The sequence below is a fragment of the Kitasatospora sp. NPDC058162 genome, from assembly GCF_042884005.1.
Classification (GTDB): Bacteria; Actinomycetota; Actinomycetes; order Streptomycetales; family Streptomycetaceae; genus Kitasatospora.
Genome location: NZ_JBHVUS010000001.1, coordinates 530,125 through 549,127 on the forward strand (window position 1 = coordinate 530,125; position 19,003 = coordinate 549,127).

The following is a 19,003-nucleotide window of genomic DNA, read 5'->3' on the forward strand; positions in this document are numbered from 1 at the left end:
CGTTCGGCGGAGGTGGTCACGGCGCCACCGGCCCCGGGTCAGCGGCGACCAGCGGGCGCAGCAGGGCCCGCAACGCGGTGGCTCGGCCGTCACCTTCCGGCGCGGGCGCCCGGCGGTCGGGCCCCGGCTGGGCGGGGACGGTCACGGCGAGCGCGGTGGCGAGGTCATCAGCCGTGCGGGTGCGCATCAGCAGGGACGGGTCGACCGTGCGACCGGTGTGCCGCTCCAGGGCGGTGGCCAGCTCGGCGATGGCCAGCGAGTCGAGCCCGAGCCCGGGCAGGGCCCGTTCGCCGGGGTCCTCGCCGAGGACCTGGACGAACGCCGCGCGGACGGCTTCGCGGGCCGCCGTCCGGTCCCGGTCAGTAGTCGGTGCGGGGATGACGGCACGGATCCGGGGCGACGCGGGCTGCTCGGGGGCGGCGGGGGCAGGGGCGGCAACCCGCCCGGGGAAGAGCACGGCGCCACCGGTCAGCACGTGGTCGAGGAACGCAGTCTCCGCCTCCTCGGCGTCGATGGCGTGGGCGGCGGCGAACGAGGCGTCCGCAGCCATCCCGACCCCCGTCCAGTCGGGCCAGGCGTGGGCGGTCACGGCAGTGCCCGTGCCCCCGTTCTCCCCTTCTGCCAGGGCGAGTTGGTAGGCGTTGGCGAGGGCGTAGTCGACCAGGCCGCGCCCGGCCGGGGCCTGGGCGCCGGCGATCGAGGAGACCAGGACGACGAAGTCGGCGCCGTGCCGCTGGGCCAGCCGGACGGCGTTCAGCGAGCCAGCGACTTTCGGGGCGAGGACCCGGGCGGCGTCCTCCCAGGGGCGACGGTGCATCGCACCGAACGGGTTGACGCCGCCGGCCCCGTGCACCACGCCGCGCAACCGGCCCCAGCGGGCGCCCAGTTCGTCGGCGACGGCCGCGAGCGCCGAGGCGTCGGCCGTGTCGCACGGCAGGTACGCCAGCTCCGCCGGGCCCGCCAACTCGTCCAGCAGGGCAGAGAGTTCGGGGTCGAGCGGGGAGCGGCCGACGATGCCGACGCGGCGCGCGCCGTGCTCGATCAGCCGGGCGACCAGGCGCCGGCCGACGGCGCCGAGCCCGCCGGTGACCAGGAGGTAACCGTCCCCGGAGAGTCGCCAGTTCGGCCCGGCCGGCGCGTCGACGGTCTGCGGCACGTACCGGACGCCACCACGGTAGGCGGCAACCGTACTGTCCTCGCTTCCGTCCGGCCCAGGCCGCAGGGCCGCGTACTCGGTGCCGAGCTGTCGGGCCCAGGCCTCGGCCGGATCGGCCGCGTCCAGGTGGACGATCGCGCCGGACCTGCGGCTCTCGGCGCAGGCGGCGGCCACCGCCACGGCCTTGGCGGCCCTCGTGGGCCGCAGCGCTGCGCGCTCCGCCGGGTGCACGGCGGCGCCGTGACAGACGGCGTACAGGAGGCGGCCGTGCGGCGGCAACTCCCTGATCAGGTCGCCGAGTTCCTTCCAGAACGGGCCCAGGTCGTCCCCGTCGCCTTCCTGGGAGGCGGTGTCGGTCACCAGGATGGTGTCGGCGGCCTGGCCGGGCGCGGCGAAGTGGGCTCCCCGGGTGCGGAGTTCGGCCGCGATCTGCTCCCCGAGGGCCCGGTCGGCGCCGACCAGGCGGACGGTCCCGGGGGCCGTCGCCGGGGCGGCCAAGCCCTCGGGGTGCCAGGCGGTGCGCAGGGCGCGGGCGCCGGTGGGCCGGGTGGCGCCCGGACGGGTCCGCCAGTGGGTGTCCGGGGCGAACGGGTAGGTCGGCAGCTCGGCGGTGCGGGCCCCGGGGTACACGGGCCAGTCCGTGTCGTCGTGCTCGGCGCGACCGACGGGCACCCGCCCGGCGGCCACGGCGCGCAGGGCGGTGGCGAGTTCGACGGCGTCGCGGCCGCGGACGGCCGTCTGCCATTCCTGCGGCGAGCGGCCGGTGTTGGCCGTGCGGCACAGGTCGGCGGTCTCCCACGCGTCACGGACTGCCTCGAAGCGCTCGGCGTAGGCGGCCGCCAGGGTGCGCACGGTGTCCGTGTCAGCGGCCGTCACCCGGAGCACATGGCTGCTGGGCGGCAGCGGCGGGCGGGCCGGGAGAGCAGGCGACTCCTCGACGATGACGTGGGCGTTGACCCCGCCCATCCCGAAGGAGCTCACCGCCGCCCGGCGGGCCTGCTCCCCGCGCGGCCAGCCGAAGGCGCGGTCGGCGACGTAGAACGGTGAACTCTCGAACTGCACCAGGTCGTTGGGACGGCGGACGGGCAGCGAGGGCGGGATCGTGCCGCGCTCCATCGCGAGCAGGACCTTGACCAGCCCGGCCAGTCCGGCGGCGGGCTCCAGGTGCCCGATGTTGGGCTTCACGGAGCCGAGCGCGCAGAACTGCGCGCGGTCGGTGTGCCGGCGCCAGGCCCGGGTGAGCCCGTCGACCTCGATCGGGTCGCCGAGCCGGGTGCCGGTGCCGTGGGCCTCGACCAGGCCGATCGACTCGGGCGACACCCCCGCCTCGCGCAGCGCCGCCGCCACGACGTCCTCCTGTCCGGAACTGCTCGGCACGGTCAGGCCGCTGGTGCGGCCGCCGTGGTTGACGGCCGTGCCACGGATGACGCCCCGGATCCGGTCGCCGTCGCGCAGCGCCGCCGTCAGCGGCTTCAGCACCACGGTCACCACACCCTCGCCGGGCACCAGCCCGTCCGCGTCCGCGTCGAACGCCCGCACCCGGCCGGTCGGCGACAGCGCGCGCAGGCTGGTCATCGCGGTGTAGTGCAGCGGCGACAGCCCGACCCGCACCCCGGCGACGATCGCCTGGGCGCACTCGCCCGCGCGCAGCGAGCGCACGGCGGTGTGCAGGGCGACCAGCGAGGAGGAGCACAAGGTGTCGATCGTCATGCTCGGGCCGCGCAGGTCGAGGAAGTGGCTCAACCGGTTGGCCAGGAAGGCGTTGTGGTTGCCCAGGCCGCTGTGGGCGTCCAGCTCCGGCGCGAGGTTGTACTCGCGGTAGTGCTGGTAGCTGGCGCCCACGAACACGCCGGTGTCGCGGTCGAGGCCGCGCGGCGGCAGGCCGGCCGACTCCAGCGCCTCCCAGGTGGTGCGCAGCAGCCAGCGGGCCTGCGGGTCCAGGACCTCGGCCTGCTTGGGGAAGAAGTCGAAGAACCGCGCGTCGAACTCCTCGACGTTGTCGAGGAATCCGCCGATGTCGCCCGCCCGCGCGGTCGCGGAGCCGTTCCAGCGGTGGGCGGGCGCCGGACCGAGGGCGGTGCCCGCTTCGGCGAGCAGCGCCCACAGCGCGGCCTCGTCCCGGGCGCCGGGCAGTGCGAGGGCGAAGCCGATGACCGCGACGTCCCGCGACTCGAGCCCCGGCTCGGCGGCCGGTTCGTCGGCACGGTCGGCAGCGTCGGCGACCACGCCCGCCGCGGCGGCCTGCCCGGCCACGTACGCCGCCAGGGAGCGGCAGTCGGGGTGCTCCAGCACCTCGCCGGGGCTCAGCCGCAGCCCGTAGGCCGCCTCCAGGTCCGCCGCGACGGCCGTCGCCAGCAGGGAGTCGAGCCCGACCGTGGAGAGCGGGGTGGTCGGAGTGATCGCCGGGTCGCGGAAGGCGTCCCGGACGATCCCCAAGACGGCGGCCTCAACGACCGCGCCGCGCCTTCCCGGTACGGGTTCGACGACCTGGACCGGCTCAGCAGACCCGCCGGCCGCACCCGCCCCCCGCACCGTCCGGTACTCGACGCCGCTGAGCCGGGCCACGGCGCTGCCGTCGGCGGCGAGCAGCGTCACGTCCCCCCGGCGGACCAGCTCCGTCCCGGTCTCCTCGGCCTCCAGCAGCACATAGGCGGTCCGGGCGGGATCCCCCCACCGCTCGACCCACCGGACGGACTCCGGCAGGTACGTCTCCGCGGCGGCGGACGGATCGGCCAGGGTGAGGACGGCCATGCTCTGCAGGGCCGCGTCCAGTGCGACCACCGAGCGCTCCAGCGGCCCGCCGTCCGGCAGGTCGACGCGGGCGAGCACGCGGTCCGGGCCGTAGCGCACCTCACCGAGCGAGCGCAGCGGCGCGGAGAGATCCATGCCCTTCGCCGCGAACCAGGCGTACAGGCCGTCCGGTTCGAGGGTCCGGCCGAGGCGGGCGCGCAGGGCGTCGAGGTCCGCGTCCCGGGGGGCGGGGGCGGGCGTGGCGTCCGGGCCGGGCAGCTCGATGCGGGCGATGGCGCGCCCGCCGTGGCGGAAGGTGGCGGCGCCGGTGCGCGCCGGGTCGTCCAGGTCGCTGCTGAGCGGGCCCTCCCCGGTGCCTCGGCCGAGGAAGGCCGCCCGGTGCAGGAGTTCGGCCCGTTGCAGGGCGAGGGCCAGCAGCAGCGCCCCGGGCACGGTGGGCTCGCCGAGGACCCGGTGGGCGCGGGTCAGCCGGCGGGCGGTCTCGGCGGGGGCCCGGAAGGGGTAGGGCGGCAGGGCGATCCGCCGGGCGGGCACGCCCTGGTGGACCGCCCGCCAGTCGACGGTCCCGCCGCTGACGTGGTGCCGGGCCAGTGCGGTGCCGAGTCGCTGCTCGGGCAGGCGCAGCCGGGCCCTGAGGCGGTCGGCGCCCACGGAGGTGAACCGTGCGACCAGGTCGTAGAAGGCGTCCTCGACGACCGTGCCGGTGCCGGTGCCGTCCGGCGGCATGTCACCGCGCAGCACCTGAACCTGTCCGTCGCGCAGGTGGCGGGCCAACCCGGCGGCCAACTCCCCTGCGGTGGAGCCGAGGACGGCGATCCGGTGGCGCCGGTGGTCGCGGCCCACGGCGGCCGAGCGGCAGAGGGCCGCGAGGTCGGGCGGGGTGTCCCGGCGCAGCAGCCGGAGCACGTCCGCCGCGCGCCGGGCCAGGGCTTCGGGGGTGTGCCCGGACAGCACGAGCAGGTGCTCGCCGAGGGCCTCGGGCGCCCCGCCCGCCGCGGCGGGCTCCGGCGCGTACTCCTCCACGACGATGTGTGCGTTGGTGCCGCCCATGCCGAAGGCGCTGATCCCGGCCCGGCGCGGCCCCTCCACGGTCCAGCTCACCGGCTCGGTCGGGATGGTGAACGTCCCGTCGGCCAGGTCGAGTTGGGCACTCGCAGTGTCGAAGCCGGCCAGCGGCGGGATCTCCCGGTGCCGCAGGCAGAGCAGCACCTTCAGCAGGCCGGCCAGGCCGGCGGCCGGCTCCAGGTGGCCGATGTTGGCCTTGACGGAGCCGAGGTGGCAGGGGGCGCGGCGGGCCGGGTCGGCGCCGAACACGGCGGCCAGCGCGGCGGTCTCGATCGGATCGCCCAGCTGGGTGGCGGTGCCGTGCGCCTCGATCAGGGTGATGTCGGCCGGAGCCAGTCCGGCGTCGTCCAGGGCCGCGCGGATCACGGCCGTCTGGGCCTCGCTGCGCGGCACCGGCAGGGCGCTGCCGCGGCCGCCGTGGTTGACGGCCGCACCGCGGATGACGCCCAGGACGCGGTCGCCGTCCCGCTCCGCGTCGGCCAGCGGCTTGAGCATGACGGCCACCGCGCCCTCGCCCGGGACGAAGCCGTCGGCCCGGGCGTCGAACGGGCGCGGCAGGCCTTCGGACAACGCACCCAGCTGGCTGAGGCTGCGGTAGTACCACGGGGTCAGCCCGACGTGGCAGGCCGCCACGATCGCGGCGCCGCAGTGGCCCGCACGCAGGGCGGCGACCGCCTGCTGGACAGCGACCAGGGCGGAGGAGCAGAGCGTGTCGACGGTCTGGGACGGGCCCCGCAGGTCCAGGGCGTAGGAGATCCGGTTGGCCAGCAGGGCGTTCATCGAGCCGAGCGCGCTGTACGGGCCGACGCTCTCCAGGCCCTGGGCGTCGCGGTGGTGGGTGTAGGTGGCGCCGACGAACACGCCGATGTCGCGGCGGTCGGCGAGGCCGCTCTCGTCGCGCACCGCCCAGGCGTGCTCCAGCAGCAGCTTCTGCTGGACGTCCAGGTCCCCGGCCTCGCGGACGGAGATGCCGAAGAACGCCGGGTCGAAGCGGTCGATGTCGGCGAGGAAGGCTCCGCTGCGGCAGTACGTGCCGGTCAGCTGCGGGCCGCGCGGGCCGAAGTGGGCGTCGATGTCCCAGCGGTCGGCCGGGACCTCGGTGAAGGCGTGCCCGCCGGCCCGCAGCAGGGCCCACAGTCCGTCCGGGTCGGCGGCGCCGGGCAGGTCGCCGGAGACGGCGACCACGGCGACGTCCCCGGCGCGGGCGACGGGGCGGGCAGCGGAGCGGGCAGTGGGCGCCTCCTCCCGCTCAACAGCCGTACCCGGCAGATTGGTTGACGGTACCGGCAACGCCTCGGCCGCCCCGTACCGCTCGCTCAGCGCCTGCGCCAGCTCGGCGAAGCCGCCGTACTCCAGGAACAGGGTGGCGGGCAGCTGGATCCCCCACCGGCGGGACAGCTCCTCCGACAGCTCGACGCTCGTGATGGAACTCATCCCGTAGTCCGACAGCGGCGCGTCACGGTCGAGCCGGTCCAGGCCGAGCCGTTCCGTCAGGAAGCCCTCCAGCGCCTGCTCGACCCGTTCGGGGCCCGCTCCACCGGCGTGCACCGCGCCGCCCGCGTGCACCGCGTCGAGCGGCTCGGCACCCGGGGCATCGTCCTCGGGCAGGACCACCGAAGCGTCCGGGTGCGCGATGACGACCTGCCGGACGTCCTCGCCCAGCACCGCCATCAGGGCGTCCAGGGCTTCGGTCGTGCCCAGCGGCCGCACGCCGCGCCGTCGCAGCTGGTCGGCGACGGCGGTGCCCATGCCGACCTCGCCCCACAGGCCCCAGTCGACGCTCAGCCAGGGCCGGCCGTGGGCGTGGGCGAAGGCGTCCAGGTAGGCGTTGGCGGCGGCGTACCCGGCCTGCCCGAGGTTGCCGAAGGTCCCGGAGACCGAGGCGAAGAGCACGGCGAAGTCCAGCTCCGTACCGGCGACGGCGGCGGCGAGTTCGTGGACGCCGTCCACCTTGGGCCGCAGCACCTCGGCGAGGTCGGCGGGCGTGGCGGAGCGGATCAGCCCGTCCTTGAGCGTCCCGGCGGCGTGCACGACGCCGTGCAGCTCGCCGTGCTCCGCGCGGATCCGGCCCACCACGGCGGCGAGTTCGCCCGGCGCGGTGATGTCGGCGGGGTACGAGACGACGGTGCAGCCCGGGAGGTCGGGGCTAGGGCTGCCGGCGCCGCCGGAGCGGCTGACCAGGGCGACCAGGCCCGCACCCTCCCGCGCGAAACGCGCGGCCAACTCCCGGCCCAGGCCGCCGTGTCCGCCGAGGACGAGGTAGCGGCCGCCGGGCCGGACCGGCCGCCCGCCCGGACGGGCCGGGCGGGTGCGCACCCGCACCGGTTCGTGGCGCACGCCCCGCCGGTAGGCGACCTCCATGGGGCCGTCGCCGAGCTCACCGGCCACCGCTTCGCCCGAGGCCTCGTCGAGGTCGATCAGGCGCGGGCGCAGCCCCGGGTACTCGATCGCGGCGGTACGCACCAGACCCCACAGCGCGGCCCGGGCGGGCACCGGGGTGTCGTCGTCGGCGACCGGCTGGGCGGCGGCGGTCACCGCGAAGAAGCGGGTCTTCCAGCGGAGTTCGCCGAGGGTCTTCAGCGCGGCCAGGCAGCCGTGCAGGCCCTGCTCGAGTTCGACCCGCCGCTCGCGCGCGGGCCCGGTGGCCGCCATGTGCACCACCCCGGCCGGCGGCTCGCCCACCGACTCCCACAGCCGGCGGAAGGACTCCTCGTCGGCGGCGGGCAACACAACACGGTCGGGGACGGCGTCAACGGGCTCCGCACCGAGGACGGCCTCCACCACGCGGGCGCCCTCCGCCCGCAGCCGACGGGCGGTGCGCTCCGCAGGGCCGTCGGCCCCGGCGTGGCGCAGCAGTACCCAGGTGCCGGCCGCCGGTTCGCGCCCCGGGCCGGGCGCCTCGCGCCAGCGGATCCGGGACAGCGGGTGGGCGGGGCCCGCCGCCGCGGGCCCGGTCGGGCGGCGCATCCGCAGGCCGGTGAACTCGACGGCGACCTCCCCGCTGGGGCCCACCAGCAGGGCGTCCGCCGTCGCGTAGGCGCCCTCCTCGCCCGTCCGGCGCACCAGCACGGTCGCGCCGCCGGTCCGTCCGGACAGCTCGGTGTGGACGGCGATCCGGGCGACGCCGATCGGCAGCAGGGGCCGCGGGCCGTCGGCGAGGTCCTGGAGCGCGCAGGCCGCAGTCTGGAACACGCCGTCCACCAGCAGCGGGTGGGCGTGCCAGGGCAGCGGCTCGGCGTCGGTGGTGGCCAGCACGGCCCGGGCCGTGCCGTCCCCGACGGCCAGCTCCCGGACGGTGCGGAAGTCGGGCCCGTAGGCGAGCCCCTCCCGCGCCCAGCCCTCGTACAGCTCGGCCGGGTCGATCGTCCGGGGCGCGCTGACCTGCCAGGCCGTCGGGCCGGGGCGGCCGGCGCCGAGCGGGCGCCCGGTGCCGGTGGACAGGGTCTTGCGCTCGCCCGCCAGGACGGTGCTCAGCTCGAAGCGCGAGCGGGCGCCGTCGGCCCCGGTGTGCGCCACCTCGAGCCGCACGGCCGCGGCCGCGTCCTCGGCGAGGCTGAGCGGGCGCAGGAAGGCCACGTCGGTGAGCTCCGTCGGGGCGAACGGCCGCAGTCCGGCGATGCCCGCGAGGGCCATCTCCAGCTGCACGGCGGCCGGCAGCAGGCCGAGGCCGTCGGCGCGGTGCTGGGCGATGAGGGGTTCGCGTCCGGCGAAGGTCTTCTCGTAGGTCGCGCGCGTCCCGGGGGTGTCCTGCGGCTGGCGCGTGTCGGCTGGATGCGTCGTCACTGGCCCTCGCTCCCGTTCTCGTCACGGCGGTCGAACAGCGGGTGGTCGAACAGCGGGCGGTCGAACGGCGGTTGGCCGACGGCGCTCGCCGCGAGGCGGCGGGCGGGGGGCGCGGTCAGCTCCTGCCGGTGGAAGGGGTAGCCGGGGATGGTGGTGGTGCGCCGATCCCGGCCGGCGTGCAGGGCGCTCCAGTCCAGGTCGGCACCGGTGCGGTTGTGGTGGGCGGTCAGGGCGGCGTGCAGCTGCGCCTGGTCGTCGCGGTCGCGGTGCAGGGTGGCGATCCAGGCCGGGTGCGGTTCGGCGAGGACGGTACGGGCCGCCGGCAGCAGCTGCGGGTGCGGGCCGAGCTCCCAGACCGCGTCCGGTGCGGCCTCGCCGAGCACCGCGAGCGCCCGGGCGAAGCGCACGGGTTCGCGGATCGCCGCCGCCCACTGCTCGGGGTCGGTGGCGGTCTCGGCGGTGTGCCACCCGCCGGTGAGGGTGGCGGCGAAGGGGACGGCCGGTGCCTTGAGCGGCGTCGCGGCCACGGCCTCGGCGAACGGCCGGACGGCCGGCTGCATCGCGGCGGAGTGGAAGGCGTGGCCGACGGCGAGCCGCTGGGTGCGGTGCGGGGTCTGCCCGCAGAACCGCGCGACGGCCTCGGCCGGTCCGCTGACCGTGTGCACGCGCGGCGCGTTGTAGGCCGCGATCTCGACCCGGGGGTGCGCCCGCAGCTCCTCGGCCAGCTCGACGGCCTCGGCGTGGACGACGGCCATCGCCCCTCCCCCGCCGCCGCACTCCTGCATGAGCGCGCCGCGCAGCGCGGTCAGCCGCAGCAGGTCGGGCAGGTCGAGCACCCCGGCGGCCCAGCCCGCGGTGAGTTCGCCGAGGCTGTGCCCCGCGACGGCGTCGGGGTGCACGCCGATCCCGGCGAGCAGCCGGACCAGGGCGACCTCGACGCTGACGATGGCGGGCTGCGCGTAGCGGGTCTCGTCCAGCAGGCGCCGGGCGTCGCCGTGGAGCAGCTCGAGCAGCGGGACGTCGAGGTGCGGGCGCAGCAGTTCGGCGCACTCGTGCAGCGCCTCGCGGAAGGCGGGTTCGGTGGCGAGCAGGCCGCTCGCCATGCCGGGGTACTGCGAGCCCTGGCCGGTGAACAGGAAGGCGGTGCTGGGCCGGCCGCTCTGCCGGACAGCGGGGGTACGGCCGTCGGCGACCGCGGTGAGGCGCTCGGCCAGTTCACGGGCGGTGGCGCCGTGCACGGCGACGCGCCAACGGTGAGCGGCGCGGCCGGTGTTGGCGGTGTAGGCGATGTCGCCGAGTTCCTCGGCCGTGGCGCGGGTCAGGCGGTCTGCGTAGGCGGCGGCCAGGGCGCGTACGGCGTTCTCGTCGGCTGCCGTCACCCGAAGTACCTGGCTGCCGGGCGCCAGTGGCGGGCGGGCCGGGAGGGCGGGCGGCTCCTCGACGATGACGTGGGCGTTGACCCCGCCCATCCCGAAGGCGCTCACCGCCGCCCGGCGCAGCCGCCGGCCGTCGCGCGGCCAGTCGAGGGCGCGGTCGGCGACGTAGAACGGTGAACCCTCGAAGCGGACGTGGTCGTTGGGGCGCCGGAGGTGCAGCGAGGGCGGGATCGTGCCGTGCTCCATCGCGAGCAGGACCTTCACCAGCCCGGCCAGTCCGGCGGCGGGCTCCAGGTGGCCGATGTTGGACTTCACCGAGCCGAGCGCGCAGAACTGCGACCGGTCGGTGTACCGGCGCCAGGCCCGGGTCAGGCCCTCGACCTCGATCGGGTCGCCGAGTCCGGTTCCGGTACCGTGGGCCTCCATCAGGTCGATCGTGTCCGGGGACACCCCGGCGTCCCGCAGCGCCGCCAGCACCACCTCCTCCTGCGCCCCGCTGCTCGGGACGGTCAGGCCGCTGGTGCGGCCGCCGTGGTTGACGGCGGTGCCGCGGATGACGCCCCGGATCCGGTCGCCGTCGCGCAGCGCCGCCGTCAGCGGCTTCAGCACCACCGACACCACGCCCTCGCCCGGCACGAAGCCGTCGGCGGCCGCGTCGAACGGCCGGATCGCGTCCGAGGGCGAGAACGACCGCAGGCGGGAGCCGAGTTGGAAGTACTGGGGCGACATCCCCAGGTGCACCCCGGCGACGATCGCCTGCTCGCACTCGCCCTCGCGCAGCGAGCGCACGGCGGTGTGCAGGGCGACCAGCGAGGAGGAGCACAAGGTGTCGATCGTCATGCTCGGGCCGCGCAGGTCGAGGAAGTGGCTCAAGCGGTTGGCCAGGATGGCGTTGTGGTTGCCCAGCCCGGCGGCCGTCTCGACGACCTCGCCGACGACCATGTCCCGGTAGTGCTGGTAGCTGGCCCCCACGAACACGCCCGTGGAGGTCTGCTCCCGGCCGGCCGCTCCGGCGTCCTCCAGGGCGCGCCAGGCCGACTGGATCAGGTGGCGCTGCTGCGGGTCGATCCACTGCGCCTCGGCGGGCGAGAGCCGGAAGAACCCGGCGTCGAAGTCGGTCAGCCCGTCGACGAAGCCGGCCCGCCGCAGGTACACGGTGCCGGGCGCGCCCTCGGTGCCGTAGTAGGCGTCGATGTCCCAGCGGGAGGCGGGCACTTCGCGCAGGCAGTCCTGGCCGTCGGTCAGGACCCGCCACAGCTCGCCGGTGTCCCCGGCGCCCGGGAAGACGCCGTCGACGCCGATGACGGCGATGTCGTGGCGCTGCTCGTCCTGACGGTCGTCCCGCACCGCGACGGGGGCCTCTGTGACGGCCTCCGGCTGGACGGCAACCGGCTCGGGCGCCGGGCCGTCCGTGACGCCGTACTCCTCCAGCAGCGCGGCGGCCAGCCGGTCGACCGTGCCGACCTCCAGCAGCAGCGTGACCGGGATGTCGACGTCCAGCCGCGCGCGGATGTCCTGCGCCAGCGAGACCGCCAGCACCGAGTCGAGCCCCAGCTCCTGGAGCGGCCGGTCACCGTCCAGGGTGTCGGCGTCCAACTCCAGGGCGGACGCCACCCACTCCCCCAGCGTGGCCCTGAGCGCACCGCCGGCCCGGCGCGACGGCGGCGGCGCCGTGGGCCGGGTGCCGCCGGTGGCCGCGGTCGCGGGTGCGCCGTGGGCGGCCTCGCGCCGCGGGTCGGGCCCGGGCGCCCGCTCCGGCGGGGTCGGCGAGATCCGCTTCCAGGTGATCCCGCGGGCCTCCAGCACGGGCCGGTCACCGTCGAGGACCACCAGGCTCGCGGTGAGCAGACCGGCGTCGGGGCCGGACTCCCGGTCGCGCCGGGCGTGCACCCGGGCGGTGGCGGGCAGCGGGCCGTGGACGGTGAGCCGATCGACGGCGAAGGGCACGTACAGGCCCTGCGCGCCGCAGGCGGCGAGCGCGACCTGGAAGGCGCCGTCGAGCAGCCTCGCGTCCAGCGGGCCGTACGGCCGGTCGTCGGCGCGGAGCGTGCCGACGGCCTGCCCGGAGGCGGTGGACAGGGCGGTGACGGTGCGGAAGCCGGGGCCGTAGTGCAGCCCGGCCCGTTCGTGGGCCCGGTACATCGCGTCGAGGTCCACGGGTGCGAGTCCGTGGGCGGTGGGCGGGGCAGCGGGTGACGGCGCCTCGGCGGCGGTCACCTCGCCGTCGCAGACCAGCGCCCCGGCCCCGGTGCGGAACCGGACGGCGAGCCCGTCCTGCTCGGCCGTGAGGGTGTCGGCGCCTTCGACGGGCATCCGGAAGGTCAGGTCGCGCAGGGTGAAGCGGTCCCGGCCGAGCAACTCGGCGACCCGCCCGGGGTAGGCGGCGCCGGGCAGGGTCGGCCGCCCGAGCACGAGGTGTTCGGCGGCCTCGGGCTGGCCGTCCCAGGTGCGGACGGACGGGCCGACGGGCTCCGGTGCGGGGGTGGGCGCGGCCACGGGCGCCGGCACCGGCCACAGGTGGCGCTCCTCGTGCGGCGCGGTCGGGAAGCGCACCCCGGCCCGGCCGGGGCCGCCGGCCAGGTCCGCCCCGGCGACGAACTGCCGTGCTGCGTCGTCGAGTTGAACTCTTGACGCGCCGGGGGCGAGCGGCTCCCGACCGGCTCTGGCCGTGCCGGAGACCACGCCGGTGTGCAGCGAGCGCGAGGTTCCCGCGCCGGCCAGGAACAGCCGGAGCTTGTCGTCGAGCTGCTCGATGCCGTCCACCACGCAGGCGAGCCGGTGCGCCTGCGCCGGGCGGCGCAGGGCGGCCTCGCTCAGCGCGGCCAGCGGCGGGCAGTGCGGGGACTCCAGCATCAGGACGGTCCGCTCGGCGAGCGTGCGCAGCGCCGTCTCCGAGCCCGCCGACAGCACGACCAGCCGGGGCCCGCCGTCCCGCGCCGGGGCGGCGACCGGCGCGGCCTCCACCACGACGTGGGCGTTCACGCCGCCGAAGCCGAAGCTGCTGACGCCCGCCGCCTTCGGCCCGTCCCACGGCAGCGCCCGGTCGGCGACGGCCAGCGGGGAGCCCGCGAAGTCGAACGCCCGGTTCGGGGTGCGGTAGTTGAGCGAGGGCGGGATCGTCGCGGCCTGGAGGGCGAGCACGGTCTTGATGAGGCCCGCGATGCCCGCGGCGGGCTCCAGGTGGCCGAGGTTGGTCTTCACCGACCCCACCGGGAGCGGTCGCGCCGCCTCCCGGCCCTCGCCGAGGACGGCGTGCAGGGCCTCCAGCTCGATCAGGTCGCCCAGCGGGGTGCCGGTGCCGTGCGCCTCGATGTAGCCGATGCCGTCGGCGGTGAGGCCGGCCGCGGCGAGGGCCTTGCGCAGCACCGCCTCCTGCGCGGGCTTGCTGGGCGCGGTGAGGAACCCGGCGCTGCCGCCGGTGTGGTTGACGGCGGTGCCGCGGATCACCGCGAGCACCGGGTCCCCGTCGCGTTCGGCGTCGGCGAGCCGCTTGAGGACGACGACGCCGCAGCCCTCGCCCCGCACGTAGCCGTCCGCCGCCTCGTCGAAGGTGCGGCACCGGCCCTGCGGGGACAGCATGCCGGTGCGCGCGTAGGAGCGGGACTTGTCGGGGGTGAGCACCAGGTTTGCCGCGCCGACGACGGCGGCGTCCACGTCCCCCGCGCGCAGGTGCATGGCGGCCTGGTGCAGGGCGACCAGCGAGGAGGAGCAGGCGGTGTCCACCACGACGCTCGGCCCCGACCAGTCGAAGACGTGCGAGAGCCGGTTGGCGATCATCGACATGGCGGTGCCGGTGGCCGCGTGCGGATCGGCGTGGCCGGTGCTGCGCGCGACCAGTTCGGGGAAGTCGCTGGCGATCGTGCCGACGAAGACCCCGGTGGAGGCGCCGAGCGAGGCGTGGTCGTGGCCGCAGCTCTCCAGCGCCTCGGCCGTGACGCTGAGCAGCAGGCGCTGGAGCGGGTCCATCCGCCGGGCCTCGCGGTCGGTGAGGCCGAAGCGCGCGGGGTCGAAGTACTCGACGCCGTCGAGCCAGCCCGCCGGCGTGTCGTCGGCCTCCGTCCACAGCTCGGCCCAGCCGCGCCGCCCGGCCGGTGCCGGGCCGACGCCCGAGACGCCGTCGACCAGGTTGCGCCAGAACTCGTCCGGGGTGGCGGCGCCGGGGAACCGGCAGGCCATCCCGACCACGGCCAGCGCGCCGTCGGCCGGACGAACGGCGGGCTGCGGCCGTACAGGCTCAGCCGCGGCCTCGAGAACGGGAACAGGCTCAGGGACAGGGACAACCGCGGGTACGGCCACTGCCCCCTCCCCCGCCCCCAGCAGCCGGGCCAGCTTCGCCGGCGTGCCGGTCGCGAAGACGTCCGCCGCGCTGATCCGTACACCCAGCGCCCCGCTCAGCCGCGCCGCGGCCACCGTGACGCTGGCCGAGTCCCCGCCGAGGTCGAAGAAGTTGCCGTCCGCCGTGAACTCGGTGTGCCCGAGTACGGCGGCGAAGACCCGGGCGATCTCGGCGGTGCGGTCCGGGGCCGCCGGGCGGGTCGGCTCCACCCCGTCGGCGGCGCGGACGATGTTGTCCCGCTTCGGCTCGGGCAGCCGGGCGCGCGCGACCTTGCCGTTGTCGGTGAGCGGCAGCGCGTCGATGCGCACGTAGGCGTCGGGCACCATGTACTCCGGCAGCGCGGCGCGCACGAAGGCGTCCAGGCGGGACTTGGTCGCCGTCCGCCCGCCGACCAGGTAGGCCGTCAGGCGCGGTTCGCCGCGCCCCTCGAAGCGGGCCGCGACGACCACCGCCGCGGTGATGCCGTCGAAGCGCTCCAGCACCCGCTCGATCTCGGCCGGTTCGATGCGGTTGCCCCGCACCTTCACCTGGGCGTCGGCCCGGCCGAGCCACTCGATCGCGCCGCCCGGGTGCAGCCGTACCTCGTCCCCGGTGCGGTACAGCCGGACGCCGCCGGCCGGGTGGACGACGAAGGCGTCCGCCGTGAGGTCCGGGCGGTGGGCGTAGCCGCGGGCGAGGCCGGCGCCGGAGATGTACAGGGCGCCGGTCTCACCGGCCGCGCACGGCTCCAACTGCCCGTCCAGGACGTGCAGTCGGAGGTTCGGCAGCGGTTCGCCGAGCGGCAGCAGCGCGTCGGCGGAGGTGACCCGGTGGCAGGAGGCCCAGATGGTGGCCTCGGTCGGGCCGTAGAGGTTCCACAGTTCTCGGGCGGAGGCGTGCAGCGGCTCGGCGACGCTCGCGGGCAGCGCCTCGCCGCCGGACAGGACGGTGAGCGAGGCGGGCGGGGTCCAGCCGGTCTCCAGCAGCAGGCGCCACAGGCTCGGGGTCGCCTGGGCGACGGTCACCTCGCCGGTCAGCTCGGCCAGTCGGTGCGGGTCGCGCGCGGTGTCGCGGGAGGCGAGGACGACGGTGGCGCCGAGCGTCAGCGGCAGGAGCAGCTCCAGCAGGGAGATGTCGAAGGCCACCGTGGTGTGCGCGAGCACCCGGGCGTCGGCCGGGACGGCAAGCCGGGCGCCGATGCCGGTGAGGAAGTTCGCGAGGGCGCCGTGCTCGACCTCCACCCCCTTGGGCTCGCCGGTGGAGCCGCTGGTGAACAGTACGTAGGCGAGGTCGCGGCCGCCGACCGGGGCGGGCACGGCCAGCGCGGCGCCGTCCGGCTCCGGCACCCGCAGCGCGGCGCCGAGCGACTGTCCGAGGGCGTGGGTGCGGTCGTCGGTGAGGACCAGGTCGCAACCGGCGACCTCGGCGTAGCGGCGCAGCCGGTCGGCGGGGTAGCCGGGGTCCAGTGGCAGGAAGGCGGCACCGGCGCGCAGGACGCCGAGCAGCGCGGGCAGCAGGTGCGGGCCGCGTTCGGTCAGGATGCCGACCACCGAACCGGGTTCGATGCCGTGGTCGTGCAGGCGGGCGGCGATCGCGTCCGCCCAGGCGTCGAGGCCGGCGTAGTCGAGGGTGCGGTCGCCGCAGCGCACGGCGACGGCGCGGGGCCGCTCGGCGACGGCGGCGGCCACCAGGTCGAGAACGGTCGGGCCCTCGCCCGCAGCTGCCTGTACTTCCCCGGTTCCCTCGGGGCCCTCGCCGTGGAGCAGCGCGGCCAGCGCCAGGTCCTCGACCCGTTCGGTGAACGCCAGCGCCTCCTCCCGGTCCATGGCCGTCTCCCGGACGAACACCGTGGGCGGGCCGTCCTGCACGCACAGCAGCGCGACCTCGGTGTGCGGTTCGGCGGAGGCCTCCTCGCCCGCGCTCCGCTCCAGGACCATCACCCGGGTGAAGGTCGGATCCTGTTCGCCCAGCGGGCGCCCGGCCAGGCCGAGCCGGGCCTCCAGGTCGGCGGCGTAGCCGCCCTTCGCGGCGGCCCGGTCGAGTCGGCGCCGCAGCGCCGCGCCGGTGTCATCGGGCTCGAAGCGGACGGGGAGGCGGGCGGCGACGAGTCCGTGGGTGCGCTCGGCGAGGATCCGCGCGGCGGACGGCGACCAGGCGAAGTCGAAGCCCGCCCGGGCTTCCGGGTCGTCCGTGCGCTCGGCGACGGCGCGCAGGAAGGCGCGGACGACCTCGACTGTGTCCTCGGGCGAGGCGGGGGTGTACGCCAGTTCGTAGCGGCCGTAGTGGGCCGTGGCGGCGGTGAAGTCCCCGGCGGGCAGCCGGGCCGGGCGCAGGTCCCGCAGCCGGGCGCGCCACCAGGGCTCGTGGGGGCGCAGCCGCTGCTGCGCGTCGGCGAGGGCGGCGAGCAGCTCCGGCGGGGCGGGCGGCACCGGGGCGCCCTCGACGATGCCGAGGCACTGGGCGGCGGCCTGCCCGCTGAGGGCGCTGCCGTCGACGGCGGTGAAGTCGCTGAGCACGAGGTCGGCGTCGGGTGCGGCCAGGGTGAGCGCGGAGGTGGTCACCGCGAGCGCGGTCGTGCCGGTCCGGGGCTCGCTGCGGGGGATCGAGCGGATCTGCCGGGTGAACACGGCGCCCTGCTCGGTGACGTACGCGGGCAGCGCGAGCGGGTTGGGGAAGGAGCCGTAGTCGAGGGCCTTGCCGGTGCGGACGGCCTCGGCGGCCGTGGTGCCGGCGTGGATGGCGCCGCCGGCAGCCATCCGGGCGGAGCGGCGGTAGAAGCGGCGTTCGCGGCCGCCGGTGTCGACGGGCTCGGGCAGGGTGCCGGCCGCGAGGTGCGGGACGAGGTCGCCGAACAGCTCGATGCCGGTCTCGGCCGTCTCGTAGGTCAGCGACAGGGCGGTGGAGTGCTCGCGGACCGGGAACCAGCGCTCCAGCAGCACGCTTCCGGCGTCGACGGCCTGCGTCATGAGGTGCCAGGTGGCGGCGTGGCGGGTGGCGCCCTCGTACAGCGCCCAGGCCGGGGCGTGGCTGCCGGCGTAGCGGGGCAGCGGGCCGTCGTGGAAGTTGATCGCGGCGATCCTGGGCAGCGCGAGCACCTCGGCGGGCAGGATCCGGAAGTTGACCGTGCTGAGGAGGTAGTCGAAGGGCTGCCCGGAGAGCAGCGCCGTGAGGTCGGCGCGCGGGTCGTGCAGCGGGACCCGGTGCTCGGCGGCCCAGGCGGCCGCGGCGGGGTCGTCGCTGAGGATGCCCTCGATGCGCACGCCCGCGTCGAGGAGTCGGGCGGCGCACTGGGTCAGGAGCCGGGTGCCGCCGATGAGGTAGCAGTTCGTCATGCCCGCGCCTCGCCGACCGGGGAGTCATCGGAGCTGACGGAATGGCTTGTCGGGTTCATCTCAGCTGTCTGTGTCGCGATCCAGGCGTCGATCTGGGACACCACCTCCTCGTCGAGGGAGAGCCGCCCGGGCGCCCAGCGCGGGTTCGCCAGGCCCCGGTGGGTGCGCTCGCACATCGTCCAGTCCTCGTAGTTGGCCTTGTCCCACAGAGCGAAGACGGCCTCGTGCGAGAAGTCCTCCTTGGCGGTCTCCGAGGGGTGGAAGAGCCAGAAGTGCCGGACGAGGCAGGTGCCGGGGCTCTCCGGCCAGACCCACTGCATCATCACGTAGTCGGCGGTGAAGCCGAACAGCAGATTGGGCAGGATGGTGATCCAGTTGATCCGCTGCCGGTCCGCCTCGGGCACCAGCGGCATCGGTGCGCGCCGGCTGCGGCCGGTCATGGAGACGGAGTTGAAGCCGCCGCGGATCGACTGCCAGGCGCCGACGATGTCGCCCCGGAGGTCGTAGGTGCCCGCGTCGTCGAAGTCGGTGATGCGGTGCAGGTCCTTGTGGGCGGTCGGGAAGTGCAGGCTCTCGTTGACGTTGTGCGCGACGAGCTTCCAGTTGGAGGCGACCGGGTAGTCCTTGGCCTCCATGCACTCCAGCTCGGCCAGGTGGTAGACACGGGCGAACTCGCCGAACTCGCCCAGGGATTCGTCCAGGTCCGGGGCGTCGTCGGAGAAGGCGATGAAGACCACGCCGTGCCGGATCTCGGTGCGGATCGGCAGCAGCCCGTTCTCCTCCTTGGCGAAGAAGTGCTCGAGGTAGGTGCCGTTGAGGCTCTTGAGCGCGCCGTTGCGGTCGTACACCCAGCAGTGGTAGAGGCAGACGAGGCTCTGCCGCTTGCCGGCGGCCTCCTCGACGAGCTTGTAGCCGCGGTGGCGGCAGTAGTTGTGGTACGCCCGGATGCCGTCGTCGCCGTGCAGCAGCAGGACGGATCCGGTGCCGATGTTCAGGGTGCTGAACGCGCCCTTCTCCTTGAGCCGGGAGACGTGGTCCACCGGCAGCCAGCGGCGGCCGTAGATCCGCTCCATCTCCCGCCGGTGCTGCTCCTCGCCGGTGTAGAACTCGTGCGACCGGCCGGTCCCGCCGGTCTCGAAGTAGGGTCTCTGCTCGGGCTGTTCGCTGATGAGCTCGAACATGCTGGCGGCGTGCTTCATCTGCTGGCTCCCTCGGCGGGCTGGAA

Annotated in this window: 3 protein-coding genes; all 3 read right to left on the reverse strand. The window is 76.1% G+C overall.

Annotated elements, in window-relative coordinates; genetic code table 11:
* Positions 1-16: 16 nt before the first annotated feature.
* Genes ACFVXG_RS02215 through ACFVXG_RS02225 form a run of 3 tightly spaced genes read right to left on the reverse strand, consistent with a single transcriptional unit; the run spans position 17 to position 18,977 of the window.
* A complete protein-coding gene (locus ACFVXG_RS02215) occupies positions 17-8,755 on the reverse strand; it encodes an SDR family NAD(P)-dependent oxidoreductase (protein ID WP_387923416.1) in 8,739 nt (2,912 codons plus the stop codon).
* Positions 8,752-17,778 carry an amino acid adenylation domain-containing protein gene (locus ACFVXG_RS02220; RefSeq protein ID WP_387923417.1) on the reverse strand — a complete coding sequence of 3,009 codons (9,027 nt, stop codon included), beginning with the start codon at positions 17,776-17,778 and terminating at the stop codon, positions 8,752-8,754. The genes ACFVXG_RS02215 and ACFVXG_RS02220 overlap by 4 nt, the downstream gene beginning before the upstream one ends.
* Positions 17,775-18,977, reverse strand: coding sequence for an SRPBCC family protein (locus ACFVXG_RS02225; protein WP_387923418.1), 1,203 nt, complete (start codon positions 18,975-18,977; stop codon positions 17,775-17,777). Before ACFVXG_RS02225 ends, ACFVXG_RS02220 begins: the two co-directional genes overlap by 4 nt.
* Between the last annotated feature and the right edge of the window lie 26 nt (positions 18,978-19,003).